Annotated in this window: 14 protein-coding genes and 2 tRNA genes; 9 read left to right on the top strand and 7 right to left on the bottom strand. The window is 50.2% G+C overall.

Annotation, left to right across the window (positions count from 1 at the left end; translation table 11 throughout):
* Positions 1 to 63 precede the first annotated feature (63 nt).
* Positions 64 to 294: a helix-turn-helix domain-containing protein gene (locus GF617_RS24755; protein WP_304605921.1), complete on the top strand. Its 231-nt coding sequence runs from the start codon at positions 64 to 66 to the stop codon at positions 292 to 294.
* A 340-nt stretch (positions 295 to 634) separates the two neighbouring features.
* On the opposite strand, the gene GF617_RS24760 is transcribed toward GF617_RS24755, so the two are convergent.
* Together GF617_RS24760 and GF617_RS24765 are read right to left on the bottom strand one after the other, a co-directional pair.
* Positions 635 to 1,750, bottom strand: coding sequence for an MBL fold metallo-hydrolase (locus tag GF617_RS24760; protein WP_203452671.1), 1,116 nt, complete (start codon positions 1,748 to 1,750; stop codon positions 635 to 637).
* A 301-nt stretch (positions 1,751 to 2,051) separates the two neighbouring features.
* Positions 2,052 to 2,963: a LysR family transcriptional regulator gene (locus GF617_RS24765; protein WP_044723086.1), complete on the bottom strand. Its 912-nt coding sequence runs from the start codon at positions 2,961 to 2,963 to the stop codon at positions 2,052 to 2,054.
* Positions 2,964 to 3,223: 260 nt separating this feature from the next.
* Here GF617_RS24765 and GF617_RS24770 point away from each other — a divergent pair, with 260 nt between their 5' ends.
* From GF617_RS24770 to GF617_RS24800, 7 genes are all read left to right on the top strand, one after another.
* Complete coding sequence (locus GF617_RS24770) at positions 3,224 to 4,279, top strand: NAD(P)-dependent alcohol dehydrogenase (RefSeq protein ID WP_044723084.1); 1,056 nt, start codon at positions 3,224 to 3,226, stop codon at positions 4,277 to 4,279.
* Between the two features lie 25 nt (positions 4,280 to 4,304).
* Positions 4,305 to 5,414, top strand: coding sequence for an alpha/beta hydrolase (locus GF617_RS24775; RefSeq protein ID WP_044723120.1), 1,110 nt, complete (start codon positions 4,305 to 4,307; stop codon positions 5,412 to 5,414).
* 88 nt (positions 5,415 to 5,502) lie between these two features.
* Positions 5,503 to 6,537 carry an alpha/beta hydrolase gene (locus GF617_RS24780; protein ID WP_200064664.1) on the top strand — a complete coding sequence of 345 codons (1,035 nt, stop codon included), beginning with the start codon at positions 5,503 to 5,505 and terminating at the stop codon, positions 6,535 to 6,537.
* Positions 6,538 to 6,572: 35 nt separating this feature from the next.
* Entirely contained in the window at positions 6,573 to 7,058 is a 486-nt protein-coding gene (locus GF617_RS24785) for a cyclophilin-like fold protein (protein ID WP_046878095.1), read from the top strand.
* 19 nt (positions 7,059 to 7,077) lie between these two features.
* A complete protein-coding gene (locus GF617_RS24790; protein WP_203452672.1) occupies positions 7,078 to 8,046 on the top strand; it encodes an NADP-dependent oxidoreductase in 969 nt (322 codons plus the stop codon).
* Positions 8,047 to 8,105: 59 nt separating this feature from the next.
* Entirely contained in the window at positions 8,106 to 9,251 is a 1,146-nt protein-coding gene (locus GF617_RS24795) for an MFS transporter (protein WP_203452677.1), read from the top strand.
* A gap of 127 nt (positions 9,252 to 9,378) precedes the next feature.
* A complete protein-coding gene (locus GF617_RS24800) occupies positions 9,379 to 9,816 on the top strand; it encodes an iron-containing alcohol dehydrogenase (RefSeq protein ID WP_203452673.1) in 438 nt (145 codons plus the stop codon).
* 575 nt (positions 9,817 to 10,391) lie between these two features.
* On the opposite strand, the gene GF617_RS24805 is transcribed toward GF617_RS24800, so the two are convergent.
* From GF617_RS24805 to mtfA, 3 genes are all read right to left on the bottom strand, one after another.
* On the bottom strand, positions 10,392 to 11,639 hold the full coding sequence (locus tag GF617_RS24805; protein WP_203452674.1) for an integrase arm-type DNA-binding domain-containing protein: 1,248 nt from the start codon (positions 11,637 to 11,639) through the stop codon (positions 10,392 to 10,394).
* A gap of 161 nt (positions 11,640 to 11,800) precedes the next feature.
* Positions 11,801 to 11,876: transfer RNA gene (locus GF617_RS24810), tRNA-Asn, on the bottom strand.
* A gap of 100 nt (positions 11,877 to 11,976) precedes the next feature.
* Entirely contained in the window at positions 11,977 to 12,774 is a 798-nt protein-coding gene (mtfA, locus tag GF617_RS24815) for a DgsA anti-repressor MtfA (protein WP_181619981.1), read from the bottom strand.
* A gap of 92 nt (positions 12,775 to 12,866) precedes the next feature.
* On the opposite strand from mtfA, the gene GF617_RS24820 reads away from it, so the two are divergent.
* Positions 12,867 to 12,956 (top strand) — tRNA-Ser (locus GF617_RS24820).
* 209 nt (positions 12,957 to 13,165) lie between these two features.
* On the opposite strand, the gene fumA is transcribed toward GF617_RS24820, so the two are convergent.
* Both fumA and GF617_RS24830 read right to left on the bottom strand, forming a co-directional pair.
* Positions 13,166 to 14,815, bottom strand: coding sequence for a class I fumarate hydratase FumA (gene fumA / locus GF617_RS24825; protein ID WP_181619980.1), 1,650 nt, complete (start codon positions 14,813 to 14,815; stop codon positions 13,166 to 13,168).
* Between the two features lie 55 nt (positions 14,816 to 14,870).
* Positions 14,871 to 16,379, bottom strand: a complete 1,509-nt coding sequence (locus GF617_RS24830) for an anion permease (RefSeq protein ID WP_203452675.1) — start codon at positions 16,377 to 16,379, stop codon at positions 14,871 to 14,873.
* Positions 16,380 to 16,516 lie beyond the last annotated feature (137 nt).

The raw sequence follows: 16,516 nt of genomic DNA on the forward strand, positions 1-16,516 counted from the left end.
TCATATGCCACCAACTGAATACGAAAAACAATATTATCAGCGGCTCGGAAGTGTCTAGATTATCTGTGGCGATTCACACAACATATGTTAACTGCGCAGTTACGTGAGCTTGAAAGTGACGGGCTGGTGGCAAGAATGATTTATGCTGAGGTTCCACCTCGCGTTGAATATTCTATTACTGAGAAAGCTCGGGGGTTAGGACCGACAATGGAGGCACTTACCGCCTGGTGGCTAGAATATGGTGAATCAGTCCCTCCGAAGTCGAGTGGAAGAGGGAGGAAATCAAATATCTAATGTCAATGAAATGATAATGTTTTTGGTGAAGACGACCAGCCTCGTGAGACACTCAGTTTTAATTTGTGACTCGCTTTCACTACAATATATATAATCGAAATGATCATATCTTGCTTTCAACAAATAATGGATTCTCATTGGAACAGAAAATAACATATTGAATTATGATTTTTTTATGTTGAATAGGGGGTTGTTTAGGAATGTTTGCTTTAAATATATAACTTATTCATGGTCAGTAATAAACGGTTTCATTAAAGTCATCACGTAATCTAACCAAAGGATTATGCTATCACTTAAACTTTCTCGAAATGGTCTATACATCAATGCATGTATATAATCGTCATTTCGGTTCCCGCCAAGGGGAATAGTGGGTAGGGGGATGGTTAAAATAGACAGGCTGCCCTATCACCGGAGTCCACAGTGCATGACCAAACGTATTATTCTTGATGATCCTCCTCATCGGATCATTCCAGTCATGTGGGGCAAGGGAAAAGCGCCCAATATGGTCTGGGGTAAACGCTTTTGCATGCAAATCGCGCGCCGCCTGCAGCGCTTCTTCAGGAGACATATGCACGTTCGCCCATCTCGGGTCGTATTGGCCGCTATCGAGTGCCACCCAGTCGAATGGACCAAATCGTTTTCCGATCTCCTCAAAATGAGGCCCATACCCTGAATCCCCACTAATGAACAGCGTCCTATCTGTAGATTTGATAACATAACCCACCCACAGGGATTGATCTCGGGACAATGTTCTTCCGGAAAAATGGCGTGCCGGTGTCGCGGTTATCGCTACATTACCCACCTGAATAGAGTCATACCAGTCTGCTTCATGAACAATGTTTTCCGGGTATCCCCACGCTTGAAAATGTGTCCCAACGCCAAGACCTGTCATAACTTCCTTCACGCCCTGCTGAAGGGCTTTGATGGTGGGATAATCCAGGTGATCATAATGATCGTGTGAAATCAGCAGCATATCAATAGGCGGAATATCATCGGCCTTGTAAATGTTGGTACCAGCAAATGCCCTGTTTATTATTGGTACTGGAGAAGCGTATTCACTTAGCACTGGATCAATCAGAATCCGTTTCCCGGCAAGTTGGATATAAAATGAGGAATGTCCCAGCCAGACAAATAAATCCTGCTGAATATCAAGTGCCTTGAGGTCTGTTTTAAGGTTAGGCAAAGGAGAGTCAGGGCGTGGCTGCCCTTTTTTACCAAATAATTCCTCTTTCCAGATGGACCATTCTGTACTGCCATTAGTATGGATCGGCGACGGAATTTGATTGACGAAATATCCATCATGATAATTCGGGGAGTAATGCTCAAATTGTCTTGCCTGTTCCTCTCCAGGAAGCATGCCAAATAGGGGGCGCTGCAGATAAAGATATCCGGCACCTGCCAGAAGCAAGATAGCGATCGACAAAACAATTAAAGCTCGAATGAGGTAACGTTTCACAGACGCTCCCCACTATGACTGTATTAATCGGGGCGTAGCCCGGCTAGAATTGGACTGCTTTACAACGAAATTTTGTTGGAAAATGAGAACGATAGTTGACATGAAAACGCCCCTTTCTGGGAGAGAAGCTCCCTGGTTGCAAATGAGTAAAGTATTTCACTTATTGTATCGTTCTTGTATCGGCTGACTAGCCAGCGAATACTTACAAGGCCTATAAATTAATATTATCAATCAATGGGCTGACAAGATAACGTTGTAAATGGGGCTGGGCTTTTTCTTTAAACAGCCCATAATCGCAAAATTACTCTTCCTGCATACCCGTAGATTTCACGTGCAGAGCCTCAATAACAAGAGAGAATGCTGGCGAGGTCTGACGTCGGCTGGGGTAGTACAGGTGATAGCCCGAAAATGGGGGACACCAGTCGTCAAGAACTCTTATCAATTGACCTTCTTCAAGCCACGGTGAAAATTCTTCTTCCGGGAGATAAGCAATTCCCATCCCACCGACTGCGGCAGCAGCAATGTGTGTCGTAGTGTTAAAAATCAGTTTTGCGTCGACACGGATCTTTAATTTTTTTTCTTTCTTTTCAAACTCCCACACATCAAGTCCACCGTATGTCGGGAAACGAATGTTGATGCACTCGTGATCAACCAGGTCGCGCGGCGTTTTGGGTTTCGGGTGACTGGCAAAATAGGCTGGAGACGCGACCGCAGCCATGCGCACCTCCTTACCAATCGGGACGGCAATCATATCCTTATCGACGGTTTCGCTGAAACGTACCCCGGCGTCAAATCGATCGGCAACGATATCCCTGAATCCGTAATTGATATCGAACTCCACTTTTATATCCGGATATTTATGCAATAGAGGCATCAGTTTAGGCAGCAGTGTTGTTTTCAGAACGTGATCACCGCAAGTGATCCTTACCGTTCCCGCCGGTTTATCTCGTAATTCGGTCAGCGCATCGAGTTCTTCTTCAATTTCATCAAAGCGATGACCGATAACCTGCATTAGTCGGGTTCCGGCTGCTGTGACCGAAACACTGCGCGTTGTTCGCGTCAATAAACGGATCTTTAGTCTTGCTTCCAGACCAGAGATGGCATGGCTTAATGCAGGCTGCGTCACACCGAGTCGGGCTGCTGCCCGCGTAAAGCTTCCTTCCCGGGCAACCATCAAGAAAGCCTGAAGATCATTCAGGTTATGTCTGGCCATATTCATGTTCTCTCATCGAATTAATAAACGCTGTTTATAAGCCCATTAATTATTAAATATCTAATCAATCATATTAGATTATGAAAGAATATCTATCAATGGGGTTGGGTAAGAATGTGAGCAGGCCTGCGAACACTACTGTAGCGGTGTTAATCGTCGACATGGTTTCGACCCCTTTACCAGAGATTCAGAATCGGCAAAGCCAGGCGGCTGCGCTGTTACGTGGTATTGCACCCCGAATCGCTAACGGAGGTTCTTAAATGATTGTTAACGCTTATGGGGCTACATCGGGTGACCGTCCGCTGGAGCCGTTGCAAATTACACGACGTGATCTCGGAGCACATGATGTCCGGATTGCCATTGCTTACTGCGGAGTCTGCCACTCCGATTTGCATCAGGTGCGGGCGGAATGGGCGGGTACTCAGTTCCCTTGTGTGCCAGGCCATGAAATTGTCGGTCGGGTTGAGGCTGTCGGGGCGCATGTTAACGGTTTCCGCGCTGGTGATCTGGTCGGGGTCGGTTGCATTGTAGACAGTTGCCGTCACTGCGAAGAGTGCGATTCCGGTCATGAAAACTATTGTGACGGGATGGTCGGTACGTATAACTTTCCCACCACAGATGAGCCTGGCTGGACACTAGGGGGATATTCCGGGCAGATCGTAGTACATGAACGCTATGTATTGCGTGTTCGCCATCCGGCGGAACAACTCGCAGGTGTCGCTCCTCTGCTATGTGCGGGCATTACAACCTGGTCACCACTGAAGCACTGGCAAGCAGGCCCGGGAAAAAAAGTGGGCATTGTTGGAATTGGTGGGCTAGGCCATATGGGGGTCAAGCTGGCGCATGCTCTGGGTGCACATGTTGTTGCGTTTACAACTTCTGATGCCAAACGCGATGATGCCAGGGCACTTGGTGCTGATGAAGTGGTGGTATCGCGTTATCCAGAAGAAATGGCCGTGCATGCCAAAAGCTTTGACCTGATCGTCAATACCGTCGCAGCACCACATAGCCTGGATGCTTATCTGACGCTGCTGAAACGCGATGGCACCCTCACTCTGGTCGGGGCACCGGCCTCGCCACATCCTTCGCCTGAAGTATTTAACCTGATTTTTAAACGCCGGGCTATTGCCGGGTCGATGATCGGCGGCATTCCAGAAACGCAGGAAATGCTCGATTTTTGTGCTGAGCACGGCATTGTCTCCGACATTGAACTCATCCGGGCAGACCAAATTAATGAATCCTATGAACGTATGCTCAAGGGCGACGTTAAGTATCGCTTTGTGATTGATAACGCCACCCTGGCGGCCGCTGAATAAGAAGGAGTTGCTTATGAAAACGAATATGAAAAAGTCTGATGCAGATATCCAGACTGAGGAAAACGGCCTTCCCCGTAGAAAGTTCCTTCAGGGGGCTGTTGTGGGATCGGCTGCATTACTGGCAGCGAGTTCGGGTATTGCCAAAACCGTACCTGTGGCAGCTAAATCCCCCCTGCAACTGACGCAGGAATGGGACAAAGTTTTCCCCAAAAGCGACAAAGTGGATCACCAGAAAATCACCTTTATTAATCGGTACGGTATTACTCTGGCAGCAGACCTGTATCTGCCAAAAAACCGTGCCGGTAAACGTCTGGCGGCCATTGTCGTCAGCGGCCCATTTGGTGCCGTGAAGGAGCAGTCGTCCGGGTTGTATGCACAAACCATGGCTGAACGTGGTTTTGTCACTCTGGCATTTGATCCCTCTTATACGGGAGAAAGTGGTGGAGAACCGCGCAATGTGGCCTCTCCTGATATTAATACTGAAGATTTTAGTGCCGCCGTGGACTTTATCGGCTTACACCCTTCTGTTGATCGCGAGCGTATCGGCATCATTGGTGTGTGCGGTTGGGGTGGGATGGCTCTCAATGCGGTTGCCGTCGACAAGCGTGTAAAAGCGGTTGTTGCCAGTACCATGTATGACATGACCCGCGTAATGTCGAAGGGCTATAACGACAGCGTTACCCTTGCACAGCGCACGCAGACACTGGAGCATCTGGGGCAGCAACGCTGGGCGGATGCAGAAAAAGGCGCACCGGCTTACCAGCCGCCTTATAACAAAGAGGTAACGGCGGGGGCGGCCCAGTTCATGGTTGACTACCACGATTATTACATGACGCCTCGCGGATACCATCCACGGGCGGTTAACTCAGGCAACGCGTGGACCATAACCACACCGTTATCCTTTATGAACATGCCAATTTTGACTTACATCGCGGAGATATCTCCACGTCCGGTTCTGTTTATCCACGGTGAAAAGGCGCACTCACGATACTTCAGCGAAACCGCCTATGCCGCTGCGGCGCAACCGAAAGAGCTGATGATCATCCCCGGGGCAAACCACACCGATCTCTATGATCGCATCGATGTGATTCCGTTCGACAAACTGACGGACTTTTTCACCACACACCTCGCCTGAGTCACCTGACAACCCGATCTGAGGGCAACCTCAGATCTCTATATGCTCGCCATAGCACAACCGATTTCACACGAAGTGAGGACATATTTTGAAGACATTAACGCTGATGCTGGCCTTTGTTGCCAGTGCCTTTTCATTCACCGCTACCGGGCAGGACATGTCTCGTGGCGCGGATAACTTTTATAAAAGCACACAGGTCACCACGCAAAAAGTGTCTTTCAACAATCAGTACAAAATGAAGATTGTCGGCAACCTGTTTGTTCCCAAGAATCTGAAGGAGGGCACCCGTTACCCAGCCATCGTTGTGGGGCACCCGATGGGGGCGGTCAAGGAACAAAGCTCTAATCTTTACGCCCAGAAATTGGCTGAACAGGGATTCATTACCCTAGCTATCGACCAGTCTTTCTGGGGGGAAAGCGAAGGGCAGGTACGTAACGCCGTTGCACCGGATATTTATGCTGAAGCATTCAGTGCCGCTGTGGATTATCTCGGAACTCAGCCCATCGTAGATCGTGAGCGTATTGGTGTGCTCGGAATTTGCGGCAGTGGCAGTTTCGTCGTCAGCGCGGCCAAGATTGATCCACGTATGAAGGCTGTAGCGACGGTCAGTATGTACGATATGGGGGGTGCTAAGCGTAATGGGCTCAATCACTCCCAGACACTGGAACAACGTAAGCAGGTTCTTGTTGAGGCTGCGAACCAGCGCTATACCGAATTCACCGGAGGCAAAACCCCGTGGGGAAACGGAACACCGCTAAAACTGACCGCAAATTCCAATGCTATCGAACGCGAGTTTTATGACTTTTATCGCACGCCTCGCGGTGAGTTCACGCCTGCTGGAGCCTCATCGGAAACGACGACTTTCCGCAAAGATGCAATGGAAGTGAAATTTATGAATTTCTACCCATTCAATGACATTGAAACCATTTCCCCGCGTCCAATGTTGTTCATTACCGGTTCTGAGGCGCACTCCCGCGAATTCAGCGAAGAAGCCTACAAACTGGCTGGTCAGCCGAAGGAACTGTTTGTTGTACCGGGTGCCGGTCACGTCGATCTCTATGATCGTACTGACCTTATCCCGTTTGCCAAACTGACGTCCTTTTTTAAAGACAGCCTTAAGTAAGAGGCTACCCTGTCGTATTCCATCCGGGAGGAGCAATGATGAAAATACATTTCGTTGTCTGTCTGGCACTGAGTGTCTGCCTGGCGAATATGGCAGGGGCAGCAAGTTCCTCGGAGTCAACACTGGCTGACAGTTCTACCGCTATCAGCCATGCAAGTGAGCAGAGAGTGAAAGTTCGGATTGCCATAGGCTCAAAGATGATGACGGCTGAACTGGATGACAATCCTACTGCGCGCGATTTTCTGTCTCTTTTGCCGCTGACCGTTACGCTGCGGGATTACAGCCGTGCGGAAAAAGTCAGTGATGCTTTGCCGCGCCGTCTTTCCGAAGCAGGCGCGCCGGAAAGTGCTGCTGGTGAGACAGGTGACATCGCATATTACGCCCCGTGGGGGAACATCGCGTTTTATCGCGGTCAGGGGCCGGATGCTTCGGGCGTCATTAGAATCGGAAAAATACTCTCTGGTTCTGAAGCACTTCATCAGTCAGGTCAGATAAGCATGACCCTTTCCCGGGCGGAATAGCCCGAAGGAGCAACAACATATGTATGCAATTGGATTGAATCATTATGGTGGTCCAGATGTTCTGCAGCGCGTGGCGCTCCCAGACCCTCATCCGTTACCGGATCAGGTGCGGATAAAAGTGCGAGCGGCTGGGATTAACCCTGTCGACATTATGGTCCGTGACGGTTCCCTTAAAGATTGGTTTGCTGGTGCCCAACCGCCATTTGTACCGGGTATGGATATATCCGGAACTATAGATGAAATGGGTGGCGGCGTTGATCCGGCATACGGTTTGACGGTAGGTCAGGATGTGGTCGGTCTCGTGGATAACTTTGGCAGTTATGGCGGTTACAGCGAGTATGTCTGTCTGCCAGCGGCGTCTGTTATTCCTTTACCTGAGAAGACGCCATTGACTGCGGCAGCATCCTTTCTGATGAACGCATTAACGGCCCGCAACGCGCTGGATACCCTGCAGCTAACGGAAGGCACGACGGTGCTGGTTACCGGCGCGGCCGGTGCTGTGGGCGCTTATACCGTCGCGTTAGGAAGTAAAGATCGCCTTAATATGGTGGCTGTTACCTCACCTTCAGATGAAACCTTTATGCGTACTGTTGGAGCCAGCATGGTGATTGCGCGGGGGGATGACATTGCCATGCGGATCCTCAAAGCCCTTCCACAGGGTGTTGATGCGGTGGTGGATGCGGCTGATCTTGGTGAGCAGATCATCCCCGCTGTTCGTTCAGGAGGGACTGTGATTACCCTACGTCCAGGTAATGAAGATGGTTTTGAGCGCGGTATTAACGCGATATTTGTGAATGTCCGCGAACGTATCATTGATCATGCCGCCCTTTCCCGTATCGGACAACAGGTCTCTGAGGGGGTATTGCCTCTTAGAGTCGCAGCTGTCTTCCCGGCTGCTGATGCTGTTGCCGCGCATCGCCGCTTCGACGAAGGCCGTCTGCGTGGCCGCATCATTCTCAATTTTGACACCACAGGTACATCGGTTTGACTGATAAGATACAACATCATAAATTCCGCCCCCGGCAAGCCTGGGGCGCGGTACTGGCAATGTCCCTCTCGGCATTTGCGCTGGTGGCATCAGAATTTATGCCAGTCAGCTTGCTGACGCCAATTGCGGGTGAACTGCACATCAGTGAGGGCCAGGCCGGGCAGGCTATTTCCATTTCCGGAGCATTCGCTCTACTCACTAGCCTGATGATCTCTGCCGTGGCCGGTAAGCGTGACCGTAAACACATGTTGCTCTGTCTGACATTGCTGATGATTATCTCCGGCACCGTTGTAGCCTTTGCTCCAAATTATGGGGTATTTATGGTTGGGCGTGCGCTCATTGGAATAGCTATCGGGGGATTCTGGTCTCTGTCGGCAGCGGTGGTAATGCGATTGGTTGATTCGCATCATGTCCCCCGGGCGCTGGCGATCCTGAATGGTGGCAATGCGTTGGCAACAGTGCTTGCTGCTCCTCTGGGCAGCTTTCTGGGGGCGATTATTGGCTGGCGCTGGGCTTTTTTTTGCGTAGTACCGGTGGCTGTCATCGCTCTGGCGTGGAAGATTCAGGCGTTACCGCCGCTAAAGCAGGATGTATCACCGATATCAGGCAATATTTTTTGGCTGCTGCACCGTCTACCCGTTGTACTTGGTATGACAGCTTGTGCCCTGTTTTTTATGGGCCAGTTTACGCTGTTCACTTACCTGCGACCCTTTCTTGAGAGCGTTGCGAAAGTCGACACCACTACGCTTTCCTTAATCCTGCTGATTATCGGTGTGGCCGGTTTTGCTGGTACTGCAGTGATTGGCATTTTTATCAGAAGGAACTTGTATCGCCCCCTGATGGTGCTACCGCTGTTAATGGCTGCGATCGCGTTGGCGCTTGTGAATGTCGGTGAGCATGTTGTCGTCACTACGCTTCTGTTGGGGCTATGGGGATTGTTTGCTACCGCAGCACCGGTAGGTTGGTGGACATGGCTGGCAAAAACGTTACCGCAAGACGCAGAAGCTGGTGGTGGCTTAATGGTGGCTATCATCCAGCTAGCCATCATGCTCGGCGCGGTCACTGGGGGAGTACTTTACGATGCCAGAGGCTATCAAGCCACTTTTGAAGTCAGTGCTGTATTACTTATAGCGGCATCCTTATGTGCACTGTTTACAGCGCGTAGTGAGGGGGGAACGTCGATAAAAGTCATCATGCGATCATGATAATGCTTACAGCATGTTCTTATTATCAGATGGTCGGTCAACTTGCTGGATAGTACAGCGTGGGCTTTTTCTTCACTATTCCGGGGATTAGTCCTAGTCGGATCAGTTAAATTTTGCGGAGAACGTCATGCAGAGTATTCATTACCTCCCGGCCACGCTGGTTGAATTTGGACCCGGGCGGGAAGTAAGTATTGCCAGTCATATTATTGCAGCAGGTATAACAAGAATTCTGATTTGCTACAGTAGCGAAAACGTCAGACAGCAGGGGCTTTTTCAGGCAATCACTCGTCAACTGACGAGAGCTGGTGTTGCGTGGACTGGATATGGCGGCTTGGTCTGTGATGAGACCCCGTTTGCATTACAAAAGGCCATTTCACATGCCAGCGAAGCCCATGCACATGCTATTCTCAGTGTTGGAGGGGGCGCTATGCTGGACAATATGAAGGACACTGCGGTTACTACACGGTACTGCGGAGAACCTTGGATGTATTATATCGGTAAAGACCAGCATATCCGGGAACTTCCTGTGTATGCATTGTTGACTCTGCCTTCAAAAAGGACCTAAAAGACCTCTTGGCTAGTTTGGAAGAAGGCTCCAGTATCCGAGAATCCAATTTTTACGAACTTCTATTATTTTTCACGTCGACTGACTAAAGATTTAGCCAATAACGTAGGATTAGATTTTAGGCGGTTTTTCCATCAGCTGCAGAGCGTGTTTTTTAATAACGAAAAGATATTGATCGAAAATGTCAATTTCCCAAATAAGAATAATATTTAGTTAATATTCATTTAGGTTACCTCAAGCTTCTGGCTAGCCTCATAAATTATTATAATAATTTACATGGCAGTGTATCATGTTGATATATCGTAGTTTTATATAATCATGATTGTTAGTTTTTATGCCTGTGTGGATGATTTAATGGGAGTGCTTATCGATGATTTTTACTTTGGGTAACTCAATTTCCAGTGATATGCATACTCGACTGTTTTGCACTGTTCGTGACTATCCGTTTACGATAAAAATGGCAGGCCATCGGCTATAACGTGAATTTAATGATTGTCGCGGTGTGGTGAATACGCACCATGAAAGTTTCTTCTGGTGCGCTCGCCTACTTATCTTTTCTGGGCCATAGCTAACATTTATTTATTCCAGGTAAAGGGAGGAATATATTCATTTGAGCATGCTTCCAGATAGTCAGCCCACCACTGCATCATTGCCTTACGAGCATCAAGATATTCTGCTTTGTGGATGTAAGCCGCTCTGACGCTGTTGCGTTCCTGATGGCTCATTTGACGCTCAACGGCATCCTGTGACCATAGACCCGATTCCATCAGGGCACTACAGGCCATTGCGCGGAATCCGTGGCCGCAGATTTCATCTTTTGTGTCATAACCCATCAAGCGCAGCGCCTTGTTGACCGTGTTTTCGCACATTGGTTTATACGGATTATGGTCACCGGGGAATATCAGTTCCTGATGCCCGGATATATCCCGTATCTGTTTCAGAATAGCGATGGACTGACGAGAGAGGGGAACGATATGTGGCGTGCGCATTTTCGCGCCACGCCCGGAATAACGCACTCCGGGGATAGCCTCACGAGTGGCAGGAATGGTCCAGATTTTGTTTTTGAAATCGATCTCAGACCAACGGGCAAAACGCAACTCGCTGGAACGGATGAACAGGTGCAGAGTAAGTGATACTGCCAAACGGGTTAATTCTCGCCCTTGCCTGTAGTCCTCAATGCGAGTCAACAGTTCCGGTAGTTTCTCCAGCGGAAGGGCTGGGTAGTGGTGTTTAACGGGCGGGGCGATTATACCGTCCAGATTGGCCGCCGGATTATGCTCTATAAACTCCTGATGCACGGCATGACGCATGATATTGCACATATGCTGTCGGGTTCGTGCCGCCACTTCCAGTAGACCTTTTTTCTCAATCCCCTTCAGCAGGTCGATAAAATGGCGGGTTTTCAGTTCTGTGACTTGCAGATGTCCAATTATCGGGAAGATATGATTGTTCATGCTGGCAAGCAGACGAGCGGCATGGTTCTCTGACCAGGCTCTGTTGCTTTTATGCCAACTTAGCGCCACTGATTTGAAGGTTTCCTCTGGTGAGGCAGTGGCTCTCTCTGCAGAGCGCTGTTGAGCTGGATTGATATTCTGCGCCAGCAATTTACGGATACCATCACGCTGCTGACGAGCGTCGGCCAAAGATACTGCAGGATAGGCCCCTAAGCTGAGGCGCGATTCTTTTTTATTGATGCGATATTTGAGATACCAGAGACGTGAACCGCCTGGATTGACCAAAAGGTATAAACCGTGAGAGTCGGAGACTTTGAAGGGTTTTTCGGATGGTTTTAAATTGCGGATTTTTGAGTCGTTAAGAGACATTTGGGGGTCACTCCGTCATCGAACCAACTTGACCCCAAATCTGACCACCAAATTCTCCCGATGCGGAGAGTAAACTGAAAATGCATCGGGAAGACTTTCCACGCTAACCTATTGAATCTGAATCACATAGGGATTCGCAAAGTGGCATGAAAACAAGAATTTGGCTCCTCTGACTGGACTCGAACCAGTGACATACGGATTAACAGTCCGCCGTTCTACCGACTGAACTACAGAGGAATCGTTTGAACGAGGCGCATGTTAATGGCCTCGCTAATTTGTGTCAATACTAAAATTAACATGCTGATTCAAATGATTAATTAAGCTTCAAACTGCTGTTTTAGTGAACTTGAGTGGGCGAATTGCCACCATGTTCCTCATTCTTACGTAAACGCTGCAATGGATCTTGCTGGTAAAAATGGCTAAAACGCTGCCACAGGGCCGGGAAGCGGGGGGCAAACAGCTCAGGCGCACTGAAGAAGTATTCTGACAACACAGCAAAACATTCCGCAGGATCGGTGGCGGCATAGGCATCAATGCTGGCAGCACTCTCACCCACCAGGTCGATCTCATCCTGGATGTTGTCCATCGCGGCATGCAAGTCATGTTCCCAGCCAGCCACTTCGCGTAATGGGATCAGCGGTACACCACTGGCCCGATCACCATTGCGGGTATCCAGTTTATGCGCCACTTCGTGAATGATGAGATTAAAACCTGAGGCGTCGAAGGAGTCCTGAATATCCAGCCAGTTGAGGATGATGGGACCTTGCTGCCAGCTTTGTCCTGATTGCACTACGCGCTGGTTGTGCACAAGGCCGATATCATCCTGCCATTCGTCATCCACCACAAACGGTGCAGGATAGATGAGGACTTCGTGGAAACCATCCAGCCACTCGATGCCGAGCTCCAGGACAGGTAAGCAGAAGAGCAGGGCGATGCGGGTACTTTTTAAGGCATCCAGCTCAAAACCTTGCAGCGCCACCAGGCGCTTTTGCTGCAGAAAACGATCTGCCAGTTGAATCAGCTTTGACTGTTCGTCCGGTGGGAGATTGGCCAGCACAGGGATTGCCAGTGCCTCATCCCAGGGCAGCGCCATATTTCGACTTGCATCATTCGATTTCCAGGGCCACTTAATCATCGCTTTGCTCGCAAACTCGTCACTAGAACAAAATTGAAAGGTAGGGTCTGTTAAAATGCCAAACAACGCGGCATGATGGCAACCATCAAAACGGAGAGATGCCGGAGCGGCTGAACGGACTGGTCTCGAAAACCAGAGTAGGGGCGACTCTACCGGGGGTTCAAATCCCCCTCTCTCCGCCACTATCCTCCACCGAATACCCTTCCTGATGCTTTCTCCACAGACTTACTGTGCGTGGAGTACCTTATCACTCCGTTGATGAGAAGGAATAGCCCTTTACCGTTGAGCCGCCATATATGTGAGCTAAATCAGAGTGTTTTACAAAAGAGTGAAACCAGTGAAGGATGAAATAAAAAAGCCAGGCAAGTGCCTGGCTTTTTGATGAGAACAGTTAGCGCTGGGAACAACCTGCGCACTGTTTGTTCTGGATTTGCTGGAAGAAATCGTTGCCTTTGTCATCCACTAGGATAAACGCCGGGAAGTTTTCAACCTCGATTTTCCAGATAGCTTCCATGCCCAGTTCTGGGTAAGCCACACACTCCAGGCTCTTGATGCTGTTTTGCGCCAGCACAGCCGCCGGGCCACCGATGCTACCCAGGTAGAAACCACCATGTTTATGGCAAGCATCTGTGACCTGCTGGCTACGGTTGCCTTTCGCCAGCATGACCATGCTCGCCCCGTGAGATTGCAGTAAGTCTACGTAGGAGTCCATACGGCCTGCGGTGGTTGGGCCGAGTGAACCGGATGCATAGCCTTCAGGCGTTTTAGCTGGCCCTGCGTAATAGATCGGGTGATCTTTCACGTACTGCGGCAGTTCTTCGCCATTGTCGAGAAGCTCTTTCAGCCTGGCGTGGGCAATATCACGCGCCACGATGATGGTCCCGTTCAGTGATAAACGAGTAGACACTGGATGCGCGGAAAGCTGTGCCAGGATCTCATTCATTGGGCGGTTTAGGTTAATGCTGACCACTTCACCTTCGCCCTGCCGACGCAGTGATTCCGGAATGTACTGCCCTGGATTATGTTCCAGTTTTTCAATCCAGATACCGTCGCGGTTGATTTTGGCCTTGATGTTACGGTCTGCGGAGCAGGATACACCCATACCAATCGGGCAAGATGCACCGTGGCGTGGCAGACGGATCACGCGGATGTCATGGGCAAAATATTTTCCGCCAAACTGCGCGCCCAGACCGAGATTCTGCGCTTCCTGCAACAGTTCCTGTTCAAGCTGAACATCACGGAATGCCTGGCCATGCGCATTCCCTTCGGTGGGTAAACCGTCGTAGTAACGGGTGGAGGCCAGTTTCACGGTTTTCAGCGTACTTTCAGCAGAGGTTCCGCCGATAACAAACGCGATATGGTAAGGAGGGCAGGCCGCCGTTCCCAGGGTTCGCATCTTCTCAACCAGGTAATTTTTCAATTTAGCGGGTGTAATCAGCGCTTTGGTTTCCTGGTAAAGATAGGTTTTGTTAGCTGAACCGCCGCCTTTTGCCATGCACAGGAATTTATACTCGTTGCCATCCACGCTGTAGAGATCGATCTGGGCTGGCAGGTTCGTACCGGTATTCACCTCTTTATACATATCCAGCGCTGCATTCTGGGAGTAACGCAGGTTGTCTTCGATGTAGGTGTTATATACGCCCTGGCTCAGAGCGGCTTCATCGCCACCGCCTGTCCAGACGCGCTGGCCTTTTTTACCCATGATGATCGCTGTGCCGGTGTCCTGGCAGGTTGGCAGAATGCCTTTGGCAGCAATTTCAGAGTTACGCAGGAACTGCAGTGCAACGTATTTGTCGTTTTCACTGGCGTCGGGGTCGCTAAGGATGGCCGCAACTTGTTTCTGGTGAGAAGGGCGCAGCATAAATGCTGCATCGTGGAAGGCTTGTTGTGCCAGAAGTGTCAGGGCTTCTGGCTCCACTTTCAGGATTTCCTGTCCTTCAAATTCGGCAACAGAGACATGCTCTTTAGTCAGCAAATAGTATTCGGTGTTGTCTTTTTCCAGTGGGAACGGATCCTGGTAAACAAACGGTTTATTCGACATAGCTCATCACTCCATAAAATAAAACCGCCGGACGTTAGCCTCCGGCGGTTATGAATCAGAACATCATTGACATCCACGGATAGCCAATCAGCAGTAGGGCGGCCAGGAAGATGGCCCCGAAGATCGTACCCAGACGCCAGTAATCTTTGGTCGGCAGGTAGCCACTACCATAGTAAATCGGGCTTGGGCCAGTACCGTATGGGGTGATGATCCCCATGATACCGAGGGATGTCACCATCAGCAGAACAAACACTTCCATGTTCATGCCTGGGATCGTGGCGGCGATGGTCAGCATCGCGGGCAGCAACGCTGTGGTGTGCGCGGTGGTGCTGGCGAACAGGTAGTGCAGCAGGTAGAACGCCAGCAGCAGAACGATGGTGGCAACACCCGGAGAGATGCCGCTCATCAACAAGCCACCTTCCTTACCCAACCAGCTGATGAAGCCCGTAGAGGAGAGGCCGTCAGCCAGGGCGACCAGCGTGGCGAACCAGACGAAAGTGTTCCAGGCCGCTTTGTTACCGGTGATGTCGTTCCATTCCAGCACGCCAGTCCAAAGCATCAGGCTGACAATGAGCAGAGCAGCCATCGCAGGTTCAATCCAGGCGGCAGCGAAGATCCACATCAGCAGCGCACAGCATACAAACACCAGCAGCAGGATTTCATTACGTGACAGTTTGCCCAGTTTTTCCAGCTCACGGCATGCCCACAGCGGCACTTCATCATTCACTTTTACTTCAGGTGGGTAGAACCAGTAGGCCAGCAGCGGCATAACTAAAATCAGCAGGACACCCAGTGGAAGGAAGGCAATGAACCAGGTCCCCCAGGAGATGTTAATCCCTACGATGCTTTTCACCAGCGCCAGTGCCAGCAGGTTAGGGGCCAGGGCGGAGAGGAACATTGAACTGGTGATACAGGCTGCGGTAATTGCGACCCACATCAGGTAAGAACCAATCTTACGTGCGCTTGGGTCGTTCGGTTTAGAACCATACAGCGGCGGCAGGTTGGCGATAATCGGGTAGATGGTCCCGCCACTACGCGCGGTATTGGAGGGAGTAAACGGAGCCAGCAGCAGATCGGCGAAGGTGATGGCATACCCGAGAGTGAGGCTGCGGCGGCCCAGATATTTCACCAGAATCAGCGCCAGACGGCGACCGAAGCGCGTTTTGTCATAGCCTGCGGCGAACATGAATGCACCGAAAATCAGCCATACCGTTGAGTTACCAAAGCCGCTCACGGCCCATTTAAAGGACGCACCTGCGAGTTTGAACTTTGGATCAGCCAGCTGTTCCGGGCTGAACAGCACCCACTGGCTGCACAGTGCAATGGCCACGACACCCGTCAGGCCAATGACTGCGCCCGGTAAAGGTTCGAAGATTAACCCGACGATGACACCGACAAAGATGGCGAAGTAATGCCATGCATAGGGAGGCAATCCATCAGGTACAGGAACAAACAGCAGCAGTACCGCGACGATAATCGGCAGTGCCATCATCAGCAGACGTTTTTTATTTCCGTCTGTTGGCTTGCTCGCCACTGTGGGCGTTACAGCAGTTTTTGTATTCATAGTTTCGCGTCTTAAGTTGTCAGTAATTCGATTTAGCCTGAAATTACAAATTTGATTTCTTTAGGGAAGGTGCGAATAAGCAGGTCATTTCTTCCCAAGCTGACTCGCTGATTAAAATTTCGCGGATCTGGGCCGAT

Source organism: Lelliottia sp. RWM.1 (assembly GCF_016859735.1).
In the GTDB taxonomy this organism is placed as follows: Bacteria; Pseudomonadota; Gammaproteobacteria; order Enterobacterales; family Enterobacteriaceae; genus Enterobacter.